At 35.1% G+C, this 17609-nt stretch carries 14 protein-coding genes and 1 pseudogene; 3 read left to right on the forward strand and 12 right to left on the reverse strand.

Annotated features, from left to right (window positions below; translation table 11 throughout):
- The first annotated feature begins 80 nt into the window (after window positions 1-80).
- Complete coding sequence (locus ACJ2A9_RS18270; protein ID WP_441423121.1) at window positions 81-1757, forward strand: PucR family transcriptional regulator; 1677 nt, start codon at window positions 81-83, stop codon at window positions 1755-1757.
- Window positions 1758-1833: 76 nt separating this feature from the next.
- Here ACJ2A9_RS18270 and ablB read toward each other — a convergent pair whose 3' ends face one another.
- The 10 genes and pseudogenes from ablB to ACJ2A9_RS18320 all read right to left on the reverse strand — a co-directional run bounded on the left by ablB (window position 1834) and on the right by ACJ2A9_RS18320 (window position 12899).
- Window positions 1834-2712: a putative beta-lysine N-acetyltransferase gene (gene ablB, locus ACJ2A9_RS18275; protein WP_441423122.1), complete on the reverse strand. Its 879-nt coding sequence runs from the start codon at window positions 2710-2712 to the stop codon at window positions 1834-1836.
- Between the two features lie 122 nt (window positions 2713-2834).
- Window positions 2835-3098: a YokU family protein gene (locus ACJ2A9_RS18280; RefSeq protein WP_441423123.1), complete on the reverse strand. Its 264-nt coding sequence runs from the start codon at window positions 3096-3098 to the stop codon at window positions 2835-2837.
- Window positions 3099-3131: 33 nt separating this feature from the next.
- Window positions 3132-4517 carry a lysine 2,3-aminomutase gene (ablA, locus tag ACJ2A9_RS18285; RefSeq protein WP_441423137.1) on the reverse strand — a complete coding sequence of 462 codons (1386 nt, stop codon included), beginning with the start codon at window positions 4515-4517 and terminating at the stop codon, window positions 3132-3134.
- 276 nt (window positions 4518-4793) lie between these two features.
- Complete coding sequence (locus ACJ2A9_RS18290; RefSeq protein ID WP_441423124.1) at window positions 4794-6224, reverse strand: sigma-54 interaction domain-containing protein; 1431 nt, start codon at window positions 6222-6224, stop codon at window positions 4794-4796.
- Between the two features lie 104 nt (window positions 6225-6328).
- The gene (locus ACJ2A9_RS18295; protein WP_441423125.1) at window positions 6329-7903 is read right to left on the reverse strand and encodes a Na+/H+ antiporter NhaC family protein; all 1575 of its coding nucleotides are present in this window, start codon (window positions 7901-7903) and stop codon (window positions 6329-6331) included.
- 408 nt (window positions 7904-8311) lie between these two features.
- Window positions 8312-9196: a pyridoxal 5'-phosphate synthase subunit PdxS gene (pdxS, locus tag ACJ2A9_RS18300; RefSeq protein WP_441423126.1), complete on the reverse strand. Its 885-nt coding sequence runs from the start codon at window positions 9194-9196 to the stop codon at window positions 8312-8314.
- Between the two features lie 200 nt (window positions 9197-9396).
- A pseudogene (locus ACJ2A9_RS18305) lies at window positions 9397-9545 on the reverse strand (Na+/H+ antiporter NhaC family protein); the annotation flags it as partial.
- A 359-nt stretch (window positions 9546-9904) separates the two neighbouring features.
- Window positions 9905-11038 (reverse strand): M20 peptidase aminoacylase family protein, encoded by a 1134-nt coding sequence (locus ACJ2A9_RS18310; protein WP_441423127.1) that lies wholly within the window; start codon window positions 11036-11038, stop codon window positions 9905-9907.
- Window positions 11039-11067: 29 nt separating this feature from the next.
- Window positions 11068-11781 (reverse strand): GNAT family N-acetyltransferase, encoded by a 714-nt coding sequence (locus ACJ2A9_RS18315; RefSeq protein WP_441423128.1) that lies wholly within the window; start codon window positions 11779-11781, stop codon window positions 11068-11070.
- Window positions 11781-12899, reverse strand: a complete 1119-nt coding sequence (locus tag ACJ2A9_RS18320) for a mandelate racemase/muconate lactonizing enzyme family protein (RefSeq protein ID WP_441423129.1) — start codon at window positions 12897-12899, stop codon at window positions 11781-11783. The genes ACJ2A9_RS18315 and ACJ2A9_RS18320 overlap by 1 nt, the downstream gene beginning before the upstream one ends.
- Window positions 12900-13050: 151 nt before the next feature.
- On the opposite strand from ACJ2A9_RS18320, the gene ACJ2A9_RS18325 reads away from it, so the two are divergent.
- Entirely contained in the window at window positions 13051-14364 is a 1314-nt protein-coding gene (locus tag ACJ2A9_RS18325) for a transcriptional regulator (protein WP_441423130.1), read from the forward strand.
- A gap of 104 nt (window positions 14365-14468) precedes the next feature.
- Here ACJ2A9_RS18325 and ACJ2A9_RS18330 read toward each other — a convergent pair whose 3' ends face one another.
- Complete coding sequence (locus ACJ2A9_RS18330; RefSeq protein WP_441423131.1) at window positions 14469-15941, reverse strand: SulP family inorganic anion transporter; 1473 nt, start codon at window positions 15939-15941, stop codon at window positions 14469-14471.
- Between the two features lie 632 nt (window positions 15942-16573).
- Between ACJ2A9_RS18330 and ACJ2A9_RS18335 the strand changes: the two genes are divergently transcribed.
- Window positions 16574-16864, forward strand: a complete 291-nt coding sequence (locus ACJ2A9_RS18335; RefSeq protein WP_441423132.1) for an SAV0927 family protein — start codon at window positions 16574-16576, stop codon at window positions 16862-16864.
- 149 nt (window positions 16865-17013) lie between these two features.
- Here ACJ2A9_RS18335 and ACJ2A9_RS18340 read toward each other — a convergent pair whose 3' ends face one another.
- Window positions 17014-17445, reverse strand: a complete 432-nt coding sequence (locus ACJ2A9_RS18340; RefSeq protein WP_441423133.1) for a CBS domain-containing protein — start codon at window positions 17443-17445, stop codon at window positions 17014-17016.
- Window positions 17446-17609: the final 164 nt, after the last annotated feature.

The raw sequence follows: 17609 nt of genomic DNA on the forward strand, positions 1-17609 counted from the left end.
TGTTAATTTATCAATCTTATCTTTTACAAACTATTCATTACCTTAATAAACAAATATAACGAGTTGAGAAGGGGATAAACATGGCAATTAGTATTAGTGAAGCACTGCAATTACCGATTATGAAAAAAACACAACTTGTTGCTGGCCACTCAGGTTTATCAAAGAGAATTAAATGGGTAACAATCGTTGAAGTAATTGAAGACACTTCTCGTTTACAAGATGGGGAGTTTTTAATTACAACAGGATTTGGCTTAGATAAAAATGTGGAAAGCCAAGAAAACTTTCGCCAATTATTAAAATTAAATAGACTTTCAGGTGTAGCACTTTATACAGGTTTCTACATACATGAAATTCCTGAAAGTTTTATTGAGGTTGCTAACGAAAGCGGGCTACCATTAATAGAAATACCAAATGACATAAATTTCTCAATGATCACAAAGGAGATATTAGAACAGATTGTTAATAACCAAATACAATTATTGGAATATTCTGTTAAAATCCATAAAGAATTGACAAAACATGTTCTTAATAATCATAGTTTATTAGATATCACAAAAACGTTATCAAGCTTAACATCTGCAACCATCATTATTTACAGTGACTTAAACGAGATTGTTAATTCGTACTCACTCCCAGAAGCAGGTATGTCCATAGAGAGTTTTGAACTTTTTTTGAATTCCAACTCAACTACCATAGAAAGCGAGTTAAAAAAATGTAAGGAAAAAAAGGAGATGAAGTATTTAAATTTCCTAAACTATGATTTGACTATTTGTCCAATTATCACAAAAGAGCACTGTTATGGTTATATCTTAGCGATTAAACCAAATAATCAGTGGAGAGAAATGGATGCTATTGCGATTGAGCATGCAGCGACTGTTTATGCAATTGAACATTTGAAACAAGTAGCCGTGGAAGAGACACAATTGAGGTTACAAGGGGATTTCCTTGATGACATTATCAATAACCAATATACAAATAAAGACACCGTACTTGAACAAGCAAGAAAACTAGGTTATGACTTATCCGCTAAGCAAACAGTTTTCTTTATTACATTTAAGCTCAATAATAGAAAAAAACAGGATATGGGAAATTTTTTCAATAAACTGTTTCAGATCGTTAATCAAGTACTAAAACAAAAAAAGATCACCCATGCTGTTCGATCAAAGCTAGATTCGTTAATCCTTTTAACTGAAGCTATTGGAAATAATCAAAAGGAAATTCATCAGTACTGTCTTCAATTAGCCTTAGATATCGAAAAACAATGGTTATATTTTTTCCCAAAGATACCTATTTATATTGGTATAGGTAGAAGTTACGATGAAATTAATGATTTATCAAAAAGTGTAATTGAGGCCCAACAGGCTGTCCGTTTATCAAACCTATTATTTAAACCAACTTCTATTATTCATTATGATGATCTTGGTATGTACCATTTATTACTAGAAATGAGGGAATCAGGAATAAATTTAGAAAATCTTTATTTTGATTGTCTAGGCACATTAATTGATCATACACGTCGTGGAACTGACTTGTTAGAGACGCTAGAAGTTTACTTAAATAATAACCAAAGTATTCAAGCGACAGCATCTGAATTATATATTCACCGCCATACATTAAAATATCGATTAAAGCAAATAGAGGAAAAGACTGGTTATCATCTTAAATCCGCAGATGAACGTATGAAATTGCAATTAGCTTTAATGGCCTTCAAATTAGTAAACCAATTAAATCAAATTGATTCAAACAGTAAAGAGTAAAAGGTAGCCTTTTGGCTACCTTTTACTCTTTAGCTCTTCATATTACAAGAAATATTTCCCATATGGAAAATATTTACTAACTCTTATCTACATGAGTAGCATCTAACTTCTTCACCCAAAGATTCATATCTTCCAATTCACCAAATATTTCACAGTTCTTTGTTAATCTACCGTTGTAACGATACCCTAATTTCCAAAAGACTGCATTCATTCCAAAAGATTGAGCCCGAGCTAGCGAATATGAACAATATATGTTCTGTTTAATAAGCCTCTTTTCAAGCTCTGTAATGAGTACTTTCATAAATCCATGCTTACGGTGCTCTGGGAGCGTTGCACAATCAGTCATTTCCGCATTATGATCATCGGTATTTACTTCCGCTGAAGCAGCACTAACAATTTCATTCTTCCATTCAACGATATAAAAGATTGTTCCTTCATCAATGACTTTTCCGATATAATTTTCTTCATTCATTGGGGTTGGATAAGATGGAAAGACAAGGTGATATAATTTTGCAAGTGAACTTGCATCCTCTTTAGTTGCAAGTCGTATCGTGTAACCACTAGGTAGAGTTTGATTCTGTTCATGATCTGATAGCTCTGTAACACTTTTAATAATCTTATCCTCTTTTTTCCAATATTTACTTATTCGTCGATCATCTGATAAATAATACGTCATAAAATACGCATCACTTCCGCTAAAATAGCCTTCTATGATTCCCTCGAGCTGATAACCATTAGACACTAATTGTCTCCAATCTCCTTCTTTCGCTTTAATAATAATTTTTGACAGAGAATGGTCTATCGCAACCTCCTCAGCTCGTGTCACAATAGAAGCGATATTGCCACGATAATTATCGACACGTAAACGTTGACTGGCAAAATCAATATAAAGATTCATCGTATGACACTTATGAGACTCGTATTTTAATATATAGGGAATATTAACTTTTTTCATTTCCTTCACCTCTTAGTAAGGAGGATATTTCAAAAAAGATACCTTACCCTTTTTTGAAATATCCTTAAAAACATTATTCATTCAGTTAAGACATACTTTTTTTGAGCTACTCAATTTTTAATTTATTTTAGTGAGAATACATCGATTACTGGTGCTTCTAGTAAATCGTTAAATGTAATGCTGTTTGAATAATCAGATAAGTCTTTCATATATAAGTGATTGTCAATTTCTTGATTCATTTCATCAGTCAAATATATTCCGCAATTTTGACACGACTTTGCCGGAATTTGGGAAATCTCAACATAATCCTTTCCGTCTGGCATGACCCAATAACAAGTCTTCGTCGTTTCTTGTACTTCTTTCTTTTCACACCATGTACATTGCATAACAGACACCCCTTTCTAATGATGAGAACTTATTTATTCTGCTTTTCTCTCTTTAGCTTTCATTAACTTCTTTTTCATTTCATCTCTTTTATGACGCCGATCCTTTAGAGATGAATGCCCTTCTGATGAACTGTAATTTTTTCGTTTATCAAGACGGCGGAGCCCTTCCGGAACAAGGTTAAATTTCTCATCCTTTAACAATGCCGCAACTCCAACTGATCTCGCCTCGTCTTTTGTACCATATACTTCTTCAAAGTATGCATCTGCTCGACCAGGAGTATAATTTTTTGGTTCTGGATATGTTGTAATTACACCTTCAAAATTACGTAATACTACCTTGTCAGGACTTTGGGAAATCAAATAGTTTGGTTGGAGCGCAATCTTTCCTCCGCCGCCAGGTGCATCAACTACAAAGGTAGGTACAGCATAACCAGACGTATGTCCACGAAGTCCTTCAATAATCTCTAATCCTTTAGAAACTGGGGCTCGAAAATGCCCGATTCCCTCAGACAAGTCACATTGGTAAATATAATATGGTCGAATACGAGCTTTTACTAAGTCGTGGACTAATTTTTTCATAATATGTGTACTATCATTGATTCCGGATAGAATAACTGATTGGTTGCCAAGTGGAACTCCTGCCATCGAAAGCATATCACAAGCTTTTTTTGCTTCGTCTGTAAGCTCAAGTGAATGATTAAAATGTGTATTTAGCCATACTGGATGATACTTCTTCAAAATATTGCACAAATTCTCAGTAATTCTCTGTGGAAAAACAACCGGTGCCCTCGTTCCGATTCGAATAATCTCTACATGTGGAATCGCTCTAAGGTTTTTCAGAATGTATTCCAAAATTGTGTCATTAATTAGTAGCCCGTCTCCACCAGAGATTAATACATCTCGAATCTCAGGAGTGTTACGAATATAATCAATGACAACATCAATCTGTTTCTTAGGTACTCCCATTCCTACTTGCCCAGAGAATCTTCGACGGGTACAGTAACGACAATACATTGAGCACTGATTTGTAACGAGAAACAATACACGGTCTGGATAACGATGTGTTAACCCAGGTACAGGTGAATCATCATCTTCTGACAGTGGATCTTCTAAATCGTACTTCGTTTTATGAATCTCAGCAGACAAAGGGACGGATTGCATACGAATCGGACAACGCGGATCATCAGGATTCATTAGTGAAGCATAATATGGTGTAATATTCAAAGGAATGGTTTGAGTAGAAATTCGTACCCCCTCTTCTTCCTCTGGAGTTAAATTAACAACTTTCTTTAAATCTTCAAGTGTACGAATCGTATTCGTTAATTGCCACATCCAATCATCCCACTTTTCTTGAGGCACATCTTTCCAGAGTTCAATATCGGTATAGTGACGGCCCTCTCTTACATCGAATGGTTTCATTACTTTGCTTCCTCCAGTCATCATGAATCCCCCTTATCATTACTACTAATTTTTCTTTCACTGTTACTAATAAGCAAAAAGGGTGCCAATCTGATAGAGAATTTACAAAAATATAAAAAAATTCAGATTATCCCATTTGATTTGATACAGAAATGCTGATATTTACAGGCTTTTTATTTTTCTAAAAAAAACATTTTACATGCACTTACAATCTTAAAATAGTAATCTTTTTATTTTTTTACCAGAGAATGCAAAAAAACTGGCAACAACGAAAAATCATTTGCTGCCAGTTTTTTTGCATGTAAATTCAATCTCATATTTATTTAATTTGTATTGCAAAGCCTGCCTCTTTAATCCAAGAGCCTTTGCTGTTTGACTTACATTCCCGCCATTCTTTTCAAACACACTAATAATGGTTTCTCGCTCAAATTCCTCCATCATGTTCGGTAAATCAATTGAATCCTTCGTTGGAACAAAACGGGTTACTTCTGGTATGGAAGGAGTGGGAGATTTAAAGATGTGCGCTGGTAAATGATGTTTTTCTAATCTTTCATATCCAAGGTCAATAATATTAAAGGCAGACTCAATCGCATGACCAAGTTCACGAATATTACCTGGCCAATGATAGCTATATAAATGCTGTAAAGCTTCTCTACTTATCTCATGAACATGAGTACCAAACATATGATTAAATTTTTCAATAAAATGGGTAACCAATAATGAAATATCTCTCTTTCGCTCTTGAAGTGGTGGAAGCTGAATGTGAACAACATTTAAACGATAGTATAAATCCGAACGTAAAATATTTTGCTCCAAAGCCTTTTCAGGGCTAATGTTCATTGCTGTAATGATGCGAACATCTACCTCCTTTTCAACTTCAGCACCGATTCTCCTTATTTTACCATCCTGTAAAACACGCAGTAATTTCGCTTGTAAAGATAATTCAAGACTATTTAATTCGTCTAAAAACAATGTACCTCCATTCGCTTGTTCAAAAATACCTGGACGATCAATTGCTCCAGTAAAAGCTCCTTTTGTCGTACCGAACAAGAGCCCTTCCATTAACTCTCTAGGTACAGCTGCACAATTCTGAGCTATAAATGATTCCTCACATCTTCTACTCCCATTATGTATACTTTGTGCTACTAACTCTTTTCCAGTTCCAGTAGCTCCGCAGATCATAACTGGAGAATCTGACCGTGCAGCTTTCTTTGCTATACTAACAGCTTCTTGGAATGGTCTGCTCTCTCCGATTAAATCACTAAATTGATAGTCGGCAGTCCCTTTAGAATCTTTTCCTTTTTTCTTCTCATAGAGTTTCTTTCGTAATTCTATCGTTTGGTCATACATGCTAACAATTTTCGTAATATCCTTGGCAGATTCTACTGCTCCAATGATTTGACCTCCCCTATATAAAGGGTAAGTACTATTAATCGTCGTAATATGTTTTCCTTGTAAATTTTTATAGGTTTGCATTTTATCTTCTGTTTTTTCCCCCTTTGACAAGGCCATGTTTAATGTACTTGTTTCAGCTGTCAATGATGGGTACAAATGAAAAATATTTTTCCCAATGACTTTCTCCGGACTAAGGCCATCAATGTCTGCCATTGCTTGATTATAAAAAACGGTAATTCCATCTTTATCGACCATATGAACACCTTCATTGATTTGATGTAAAACCCATTCAAAATGTGAAGACAACTGCATAGTATCTAGCTCCTCTTAAGATGAATTTGGCTAGGACCATGTTAAATATAACAATAGCCCCAGCCATCATAAGTATATTTCTTATTCTATTAATAATGTAACCTTTATAAATTTTCGTTTACTGTTGCTGATTCACGTCTGTCCATGATAATCCTTTTTTTCATTAAAATAATGAAAGAAATTAATATAAGAATCGAGACCAATAATCCTACCATCACACTACCAGTAATCCCCAATACAATGTAGCCGATGATTGTAATACCCGCAATAATTAAGGCATATGGTAACTGGGTCATAACATGATCAATATGATGACAACCAGCCCCGGTTGAAGATAAGATTGTTGTATCTGAAATCGGCGAACAATGATCTCCAAATATTGATCCTGCCATAACAGCGGCTATCACTGGTAGAATAAGACTTATATCTGTTAATGCGGCGATCTCACCCGCTATAGGTAATAAAATGGCAAACGTCCCCCAAGACGTACCTGTTGAAAAAGCCATAAATCCTGCAATAATAAATAACAACACTGGTAGGTAAGCTGTGTTAATATGCTCATTGACAAGCCCAGCTAGATAAGTCCCCGTTCCTAATTCAGCTATAATGTCAATAATGATCCAGGAAAAGAAGAGAATATAAATTGCTGGTAGCATTGCCTTTACACCAGTCCATAACCCTTTACCAAATACACTTACTGGTATATGCTTTAAAAGCACTAACACGGTTGCAACTAACAGCCCCAACAAACCTCCATACAGCAGTGAGGCAGTTACATCAGTATTCTCAAAAATCATCAATACATTAATTTCACCATCAGAGGCTTGTATTCCAGTTAAAATCATAAAAAAAGTGGTTCCAAAAACTAAGGTTATAATGGGCCAAAGCAGGTCTCCTACTTTTCCACTTGCAGAGACATTTTCATCATTCCGTTCTTTTTGTATTAAAACTTTATACTCATCGATCACTATTTTACTATTTATTGCTTGTTCTTCATGTTTTTTCATCAAACTAAAATCTAGTTTAAAGATGATAACCGCTACAACCATCAATAATGTCAGTATAGCGTATAGATTCATTGGAATCATTAATATAAATGCTTGAAGTGCCTCATATTGAGTAACACCATGAGTAATAAAGATTCCACCAATAAGTGTAATAATGTAAGCTCCCCAACTTGAAATTGGAGTTAGTATACATACAGGAGCCGCTGTCGAGTCAACAATATAGGCAAGCTTTGACCGAGAAATCTTATGTCTATCAGTTAATGGACGACTTACATTACCGACAACTAAACTATTAAAATAATCATCGACAAAGATGATTATACCAAGAAAAAATGCTACCAATTGTGCCCCTACTCTTGTTTGTACTCGTTGCATCGCCCACTCACCAAAGGCACGACTTCCACCTACTAATGAAATGAGTGAAGAAATCATTCCTAAAATCAATAAAAAAAAGATAATATATAGTTCCCACGTATTTAGCCCACCGTCAACAACAAAAATCGAACCGGCAATTGAAAAAATTTGTGTGAGTGTATCAAGTGGACTAAATGAATTAACCATTAATCCTCCAATTATAATCCCCACACCTAATGAGAGCAGTACTCTCCTCGTTACGATTACCATTAATAGTGCCAATACTGGTGGTAACAATGATAATATTGAGTGTTCCATATTTGCATCCCCCCGATTTTGTTGTTTTTAAATGGCATTGAATAATGAAAATTAATATTAAAACACATTGAGAACTACTGGATCGTAGCAATATAAATAAAAATAATCCCCCCCAAATGATTCATTTTTTTGATAGCGCTATCAATAAATCACTCAAAATGGCTTTCCTTATTTTCGGAATATTCCTTCAATTATGTTCATTTTAGTAATGAATTACGCAAATTACAATTATCCCTTATAGTAAAATTCAACTCTATATTTTTATACAACTTGTACAAAAAAATTTAGAACCATTACAAAAAAAGTAAAAATTTAACTAACCACCTTGGACATTAATGACTTTGGTGGTTAGTTAGCATGAAAAATCATAGTTTTAGAAATGGTTCCAAAAATTTCAATTCAAGTTAATTACCAGCCGCGATCCTGCATACGTTCAGACGGCTCTAAGGATGAAATTTCAATCCCTTTCATTGCTGAACCAAGGCCTTTTGATAACTTTGCAATTAACTTATAGTCTTCATAGTGCGTAGTAGCTTCAACAATTGCACGTGCAAAGCGCTCAGGGTTATCTGATTTAAAGATACCAGAGCCTACAAATACGCCATCTGCACCTAACTGCATCATTAATGCAGCGTCTGCTGGAGTTGCAACACCACCTGCTGCAAAGTTAACAATTGGAAGCTTACCTGTTTCTTTAATTTGAAGTAATAGCTCATAAGAGGCACCAATATTTTTTGCTTCAGTCATTAACTCATCTGTTGACATAGAAGCAACTTTTTTGATTTGCGCTTGCATCATACGCATATGGCGAACTGCTTCAACAATATTACCTGTACCAGGCTCTCCTTTTGTACGAATCATTGACGTACCTTCACCAATACGGCGAGCAGCTTCACCTAAGTCACGAGCACCACAAACAAATGGAACTGTGAAATCACGCTTATAAAGGTGATATACTTCATCAGCTGGAGTTAATACTTCACTTTCATCAATGTAGTCAACACCCATTGCTTCTAAAATTTTCGCTTCTACGATATGCCCAATTCTTGCTTTCGCCATTACCGGAATCGAAACAGCGTTCATCACTTCTTCTATGATTGTTGGATCTGCCATACGAGCTACGCCGCCAGCTGCACGAATATCAGCAGGAACACGCTCAAGTGCCATTACCGCTACAGCACCAGCTTCCTCAGCAATTTTTGCTTGTTCTGCATTGACAACGTCCATAATAACGCCGCCTTTTTGCATTTCAGCCATTCCTCTTTTTACGCGATCTGTACCAGTTTGAGCCATAACTTAACCCCTTATCGTATTATTTTTTGTTTGTTCACTAGCCACGAAAACTATTTAATTTCCTACCATTTTTCGTACTATAACCATTAAGATACCAAGCATATTTACCTTATTGAACTTCCAAGTTAAACAACTTTTCCATCTTCTCCCATATGCTTAAATTCTCCCTCAGTTAAAGGTGTAATTGAGAATCCAGTCTAAGCGTAAAGAAGAGAAATAAATGGAACAACTAAATTCAAAATAGCGTAAGGTGCATATTCAAATGGATGAACAGCCAATGTTGCAAATATAAAGATTGCACATGTATTCCAGGAACAAATACAGATGTTAACGTACCCCCATACTCAAGGAAGGGCTAGACGTATCCCTTTATATAGACCATCCTCGATCTCCTCCTTACTCTTTAATATTGTTTATATAGATAACGACACCTTCAATATTTAATTAAGCAATAATCATGCCAATTTTCCCAAGTCTTCTTTTCTGACTCTTTAGAATATTTCAAGATTCATAGTGCAAAAATATTTGTACTAATTTTCTTTTCGCAAAATTTTTTTCTTTTCTGCGAAAAAGGGTGCTGAGGAATAGAGAAGCACCAATGAAGTTCCTTTGTCCACACCGCCTTAATTAAATGATGCTTATTCTTAATTAAATAGTATACCTCTAGCACGATGACTAGAGGTTACTCTAATATGTTGAAAAATAGAGCTACTTATGACTTTCTGGTAGATTTAATGTATTTATCAATGCATGGGTTAAAATTTCAATACCGGTTAATATTGCCTTTCGATCAAAAGTCATTTTAGGATGGTGGAGTCCTGGTTTCAAATTAGCACCAAGTCCTAGCATTGTAGCCTTTATATTCGGATGTTTTATTGTATAATAATGGAAGTCATCACCACCAGATGTTACAATTGGGTCAACGGTATTGTCTTTACCAAGTACTTGGATGATGGCCTCTTTCATAAATGCTTGAGCCTGTTTATCTATTTCGGCAGCTGGGACATAATCAATTGTCCTTAAAATAATGTTTACATCGTACATACTTTTCACTGCATTAATCTTGTGTTTCACTTTAGAGTGTAACTGTTGTAAAGCATTATTGGATTGTGCTCGCATATCAAGCGAGAACATAGCCGAGCCAGGGATAATGTTTGCATTTTGTCCACCTGAATGAAATTTTGTAACTTTAACTGAATAAGGAACTTGTGGATCAAGGTAGATCCCTTTTAATAATTCTACAATCGTTGCCCCAACTTCAATCGCATTAACCCCTAAGTGAGGACGTGCTCCGTGAGTATCTTCACCAATAATCTTTCCCTCAATAAATAATCCTGCACCATGAATAATAGCCGGTGCAGCCTGACCGCCCTTCAATTCCTGGATAGGCCTTAAGTGGACACCATATAAATAATCGACGTCATTTACAACCTGCTTTTCTATCATTTTTAATGAGCCATTTCCTGTTTCTTCTGCAGGTTGAAAGATAAACCGAACTGTTCCTTTCGAAAGCTTCAGCTTAAGAAGAGTGAACAGTACACCAACAGCAATCGTCATATGAGCATCATGCCCACATGAATGATTTGCCTGTATAACCCCATCTACTTCTTGACTAAGTGCATCCATATCGGCTCGTACTGCGACAACAGGTTTACCATTTCCAATTTCAGCAATAAGTCCCGTACAATCTGGAAATGTCTTAACTTCAACCCCATATTCCTCTACTAAATGCTTTATATATACTGTTGTCTTCTCTTCTTTCCAGCTTAACTCAGGGTTAGCATGTAGATGCTCAAAAACCTCATTCAATTTCTCTACTAGTTCTTCCACAATATGCCTCATAGTCATATCTCCTAGTTTTTGTTTTTTAATTAAAAGAATTCCCCAAAAAGAACAACCGTTTCCCCATTTTCTTCCTTCAAACCAAATCCATAAAATCCAAGTTTTAATAACTTTTTTTGTCGTTCGTAATCGTTTATTGGTATTGCAATAATCGTATTTTCGTCAAGCTTGCGTTTACGTTCTAAGTCTTTAAAAAGGACATATCTCATTCTTCCGCTATACTTCTCTGTTATCTTAGCAATGAGCATCTCCTGAGTGAATTTATCTATTAGACTAGGAAAATTTGTCGGGAAGACTGTACAACATAGATAACGATAGTCATGTTGTAATTGATTAAATTCTTTCATAATTAAGCTAGCTAATTGCTTTTGTAAACCGTTACCACGATATTCAGGTAAGACACATGATATTTCTTGATGAACAACTTTCATTTGTTCTTCTTTTGTTAATCCTAAATCACGCCCTAAATTTTCAATATGATTACCAGGAAAAAGAAGAGCTCGAAATGCAATTAAATGACGCTCAACAAACACACCGATGATGAGTCCCCCTCCATTAAATATGTAATCAAACTCTTCACCCGTTAAAGGCTGTAAAGACTCTTTCACCTGCACATGTTCTAGAACATTACTTTGCACTTGCATAACTTGTGTAATATGGCTATGGTTAAGTTTACTAACTTGAAAGTTTTCATATTTATGATTTGTTTGACATACTAGTGTTCCTTTATAAAGGATATCCATTATCTCTCCTCCTTAACTACTTCATGCATTTCTGCTAATTCATGAAGAACATATTCATCAACATCGACACCTAATCCAGGAAGATCATTCAATTGAATATATGGTAAATTATAAGATAAGTGTCCAATATCCTTTTTAAATTTTAATGGTCCAGTTAACTCAACACTTGTAATATTTTTCTTCGCAAAGGCTACATGAAATCCAGCAGCAGATCCGATAGAAGATTCAACCATAGAACCAATCTGACAACTCATGCCAGCCATTTCAGCTTGATGCACAAGTTTAACTGCTGGGTAAATTCCTCCACATTTCATTAATTTAATATTAATTTTGTCCGCAGCTCGCTTCATAATAATTTCACGCATTTCTTTATTTCCTTTTAAACCTTCATCAACCATGACTGGAATATCCGTTTTTTGCTTGACTTCTACTAAAGCGTCAATATCATCAGCTAATACAGGTTGTTCAATCCAATCAATCTCACAATCTTTAACTCTATTTAATACATATAATGTATCTGCACTCGTTACCCAACCTTGATTAGCATCGACACGAATCTTAACCTTCTCTCCAACTTTTTCACGAACGGCTCTTATCCGTTCAATATCTGTTTCTTTATCGGTACCGACTTTCATTTTCAAAATAGTGTACCCATTTTTAACAGCTTGAATTGCTTCAGCTGCCATTTCTTTTGGTTCTAGAATACTTAATACATAGGCAACCGGAAACTTTTCATGATACTTACCACCTATTAACTGATAAACAGGTTGTTTCACCACCTTACCTATGATGTCATAGCATGCGATGTCAATGGCTGCTTTGGCCGTTGGAGAACTATATATTCTTTGATCCATAATTTCATGGATCTTTTCAATATGAAATGGATTTTCTCCTACAATAGCTGGGAGAAGTGTATTTTTTAAAACTTGAAATGTACTAGCCCACGTTTCTCCTGTGACATGGTCATCTGCAACCCCTTCCCCATAACCGACGATCCCCTGATCCGTTTCCATTCTAACAATTATTGCAGGCATAGACGTATACGTTTCATAGCTAACGATAAACGGTTCTTTTAATGGAAGATGTATTCCATAAATACTGACGGCTGTAATTTTCATCGTCTTCACTCCTTTTATAAAAATTTAGGTAAAATAAGTTGTCGCTTAATAGTCGCTAATTAAGTATATGATATCTTCTAACGCTATATCCGTCAATGTTCATGTATACTAATGAAAAGTGCAATATTTTTTGGAGGTATCAATTTATCAAATGAAGATTAAGATTGCTGTGTTTGGCTCTAATGAATTTCTCAGTCAAATAAAGCTCTATGAAAAAGAAATCAAGGACATTGAAATTATTCCTTATGTTTATAAAGATCCACGTGAATCTGTAAAATTAATCAAACACCTTAAACCGTGTGATGTCCTCTTTTTCTCAGGTGTTTTGCCTTATTATTTTTCAAAAATGGAAATTGAAAATTTACACATTCCAATTGTACATCTCTCGCTAGATGAACACGCACTTACATTATCACTTTTGTATATTCAGCACCACTATCAGATACCAATTGAGCGAATAGCCATCGATTTAGCAGATAAAAAATATATAGAAAATGTAGTAAATGATTTAAAACTCTCACCAAAAAATCTTTATATTAAAGACTATCCATCGATCCTAGAAAATAATAAACAGTCATTTAAACTAGAGGAAATTATAAATTTCCATACAACCCTATGGAATAATGATAAAGTTAGTCTAGTTCTGACAAGTATTCACGCAGTTTATGACCAACTAACTCAAAAAGGAATTAACTGTCTTAAAATGATTGATCCTGAAAAAACGATCATAGACTCATTATACGAAGCGAAAACAATTGGGGAATTAGAGAAACGAAACAAGTCCCAAATCGCTGTTGGTCTCATTTCCATTGGTCAGCACATTTCAGAACAAGATACTATTTTCGACGACGTGAACAAAATACTCATTACTTTTGCCAAAACGATTAATGCCTCTATCCACCTTGAGAAAGACTATTTTATACTTTTTGGAACAAAAGGGAGCATTGAAGATGTTACTGAGCAATTAACTTCGTTGCCCCTGCTTTCTGAGATCGAAGGAAAAACCACTTCAGTGATTAACATCGGGTTTGGTTTTGGTTTGACAACAAAAGATGCTAAAAATCATGCCAAAATAGCTCTCAAGCACGCTCAAAATTCCCCAGATAAAAATAGTGCTTTTATCATTACTGAAGATAAACGGATTATCGGGCCATTAAATGAAGACAAAAAACAATATCGGCTAAAAACTGAAGACCAAGAAATACAAAACCTTGCAAAAAAACTACAGTTAAGTACAACTAATATGGATAAAGTTATCCAATTTATTAAATCAAGAAATACTTCTCATTTTACTTCAAATGACCTTGCTGACTATTTAGATGTTAGCCGCCGAACAGCAGAAAGAATCTTAAAAAAGTTTCTAACTCATGACTACCTATCTATTGTTGGTGAAGAAAAGCCCTTTAGCCAAGGAAGGCCAAGAGCTGTTTATGAATTGAAATTACCCATTCGGTACCTATATTAGGAATATGTAAGCGTTTTTGATAAGCTGCTAAAAAAAGAATACTCATTTCAAAAAGAAAATCCCTTTGTATTGTTTTACAAAGGGATTCATTGTTAATATTCGACTTAATGTCCAGACACTTTCGCACCTGGTTTATCATGAACAGCTAATTTTTCTACTAGTGCTGAACTTGATTCATTCAGACCAGTCAATTTAACTGCAATATTATTTTGCTGATATTTTAAGACAACCTTGTCAATTGCTCCAACTGCTGAATCATCCCAAAGATGAGCTTCAGAAAGATCAATCTCTACTTTACTAACATTATCTTTAAAATTAAATGCAGCCACAAAATCTGTAACGGAAGCAAAGAATAATTGCCCTCTCACACGGTAAATTTTCTTTCTTCCTTCATTAACCATCATCGATGTTACATACACTTTTGAGATTTTTGCTGCAAAGAAAATTGCACTTAAAATAATACCAGTGAATACACCTTTTGAAAGGTCGTGTGTTACAACTGTAACAGCAACAGTAGCGACCATAACCGTTACATCTGTCTTTGGTGTTACTCGAATTTGCTTTAATGAATTCCAATCAAACGTTCCAATCGAAACCATAATCATCACACCAACAAGTGCTGCCATTGGAATTTGGACAACTACCCCACCTAGGACAATGATTAAGAATAGAAGAAAGACACCTGCTACAAAAGTCGATAGACGTCCTCTTCCGCCAGATTTCACGTTAATGACTGATTGTCCAATCATCGCACATCCAGCCATACCGCCAAAGAAACCTGTTACAATGTTAGCGATCCCTTGACCGCGAGTTTCCTTATTTTTATCACTTTCTGTATCCGTCATATCATCAACAATGGAAGCTGTTAAAAGTGACTCTAAGATCCCCACAATTGCAAGGGCCAATGAATATGGAAAAATAATCATTAAAGTATCCAATGTTAAAGGAATTGAAGGAATAAGAAACATTGGTAATTGTTGTGTTAATGCACCCATATCACCTACTGTACGTACATCACTTCCGATCATAATTGCAATGACGGTAATAACAATAATCGCTACAAGTGGTGACGGAACTGCTTTAGTAAAGCGTGGAAAAATATAAATAATTGCTAATGCTCCTGCAACCATCGCATACATTACCCATGTCTCACCAACAAAGTGTTGAAGCTGTGATGTGAAAATTAATATAGCAAGTGCATTGACAAAGCCAATCATGACTGAGCGTGGGATAAACTTCATATACCTCGCAATTTTTGCCCACGCAAAAAGTATTTGAATGATCCCGGTTAGTATCGTAGCTGCTAGTAAATACTGAAGTCCATGTTCAGCGACTAACGTAATCATAAGTAAGGCCATTGCACCCGTAGCAGCTGAAATCATCCCAGGTCGACCGCCAACAAAAGCAATCACAACAGCAATACAGAATGATGCATATAACCCCACCATCGGATCAACACCAGCAATGATGGAAAAAGCAATCGCTTCCGGTATTAAGGCAAGTGCAACAACAATCCCTGCCAATACATCACCTTTTACATTACCAAACCATTCTTTTTTAATTGTTTGTATGTTCAATTGTACACCTCATTCTATTAAATTTTTTTTTGACTTTTATCTCTCATAAAAGTCGGGGTCCGTTGTTAACAGAATGAATTGTATCACAGATATCCACAAACTTAAATCTGCATGTAAGCGTATAAAACAATAGCATTTCAAACGCATTCTCCATTTTTCTCTGTTTTTCTATTTCTTTTCACAAAATAGACAAATTTTTTTGGTAAGTTTATCTTTCCTAAAAAATTTGCAGGAAATTGAAGTTCCTTTTGTTATTTTTTTATTTAAATTTTTAATGATTTTTGTATGAATTTATAAATGGTTACATATAATAACATTATCATGAAGGAGGTGTTGCCATTTGTATAAAAAGGATTGTTTGCATTGCGAAACCGTATCTTATTCAGTATCTGTTGAAGAAGAAATTTGGCTCTGTCCAAATTGCCAACATGATATAACCGACGTTGAGCCCGTCAGTATTGAGTAAAGTAAATGTTGTTAGGTAAGCGCTTTCAACACACTTTATGATTTATCCTCAGTTGGCTTCGTTGTATTTTTCCCTTATCGTTCCCCACAACATTGAAGAAGATTTTATATCTCCTTTTGAATCGCTTACGAACTATAATTTTTTTTAAAATAAAAGGAGGTACAAAATGTTTGAAAACCTTTATGTTGAAGATGAATATGTAAATGTAAAGCACTTTGGTTTTAGTACAACGGAGACAAGATACGACTTTTCTATCGTCTACTCAAACTTATTTTTTGGAAAACCTTTAGTAACTTGTATACAAACAGGTTGCTCCGCCTTACTCGATCCTCTAGATCTCTCAGATTTAGAATATATTCATAAGAAATTTAATACTCGTGATTTAAGAGAAGCTGAGCAGCTTTCTGCACTCTTCAGTGAATCAATAACGAATTTGCCTTTTAATGAGCAGTATTAAATTCTTCTCCCTCTGAGAACTAAGAACAAAGGTAACTGGTGTCAATAAAAGCGATTGATAACCATTTATCGCTTTTATTGACATTCATTTTTTTTAATGAAAATAAATAAGATCATGGTTTATACCATGACCTTATTTTGCGATTTTTTTTAAGCCTCTGGTTTAGAAGGAGTTGAAATACTTGATAGTGCTTCTCCTGCCTCATTTTCATAAATATCAACAGTTGCAAGATCCCCAATTGCTACAATCCCAACCATTTGATTATTATCAACAACTGGCAGACGACGTATTTGTCGTTGTGCCATTAGATTCGCTGCTTCATGAACATCCATGCTTGAATTTGCCATAACAACATCCGTTGTCATACATTCCGACACTTGAGTATTTGAATCAATCCCATGTGCCGTAGCTCGTAATGCAATATCTCGGTCTGTAATAATCCCTCTTAATTGTCCATTTTCCACAACAGGAATAGAACCCACATTATGCTGTTCCATTAACTTTGCTGCCTCTTGAACAGATTGTTGCGGACTTACTGTAGCTACATTCGTTGTCATAAGATTTTGTAATGTTTGTGCCATTAAGTACCCCTCCTTTTTGTTACAACTATATTTTCCCCTTCATTCTAGAGAATATGTAAAGGAACAGAACGTCGATAAAAGCTTTATGTTGTAGTTTATTGTGTAATTTTATTTTTACACTTGCATACAAAAAAAAGCACACTCCGATTGGAATGTACTTTGTC

Source organism: Anaerobacillus sp. MEB173, assembly GCF_052119505.1.
Classification (GTDB): domain Bacteria; phylum Bacillota; class Bacilli; order Bacillales; family JBJMAU01; genus JBJMAU01.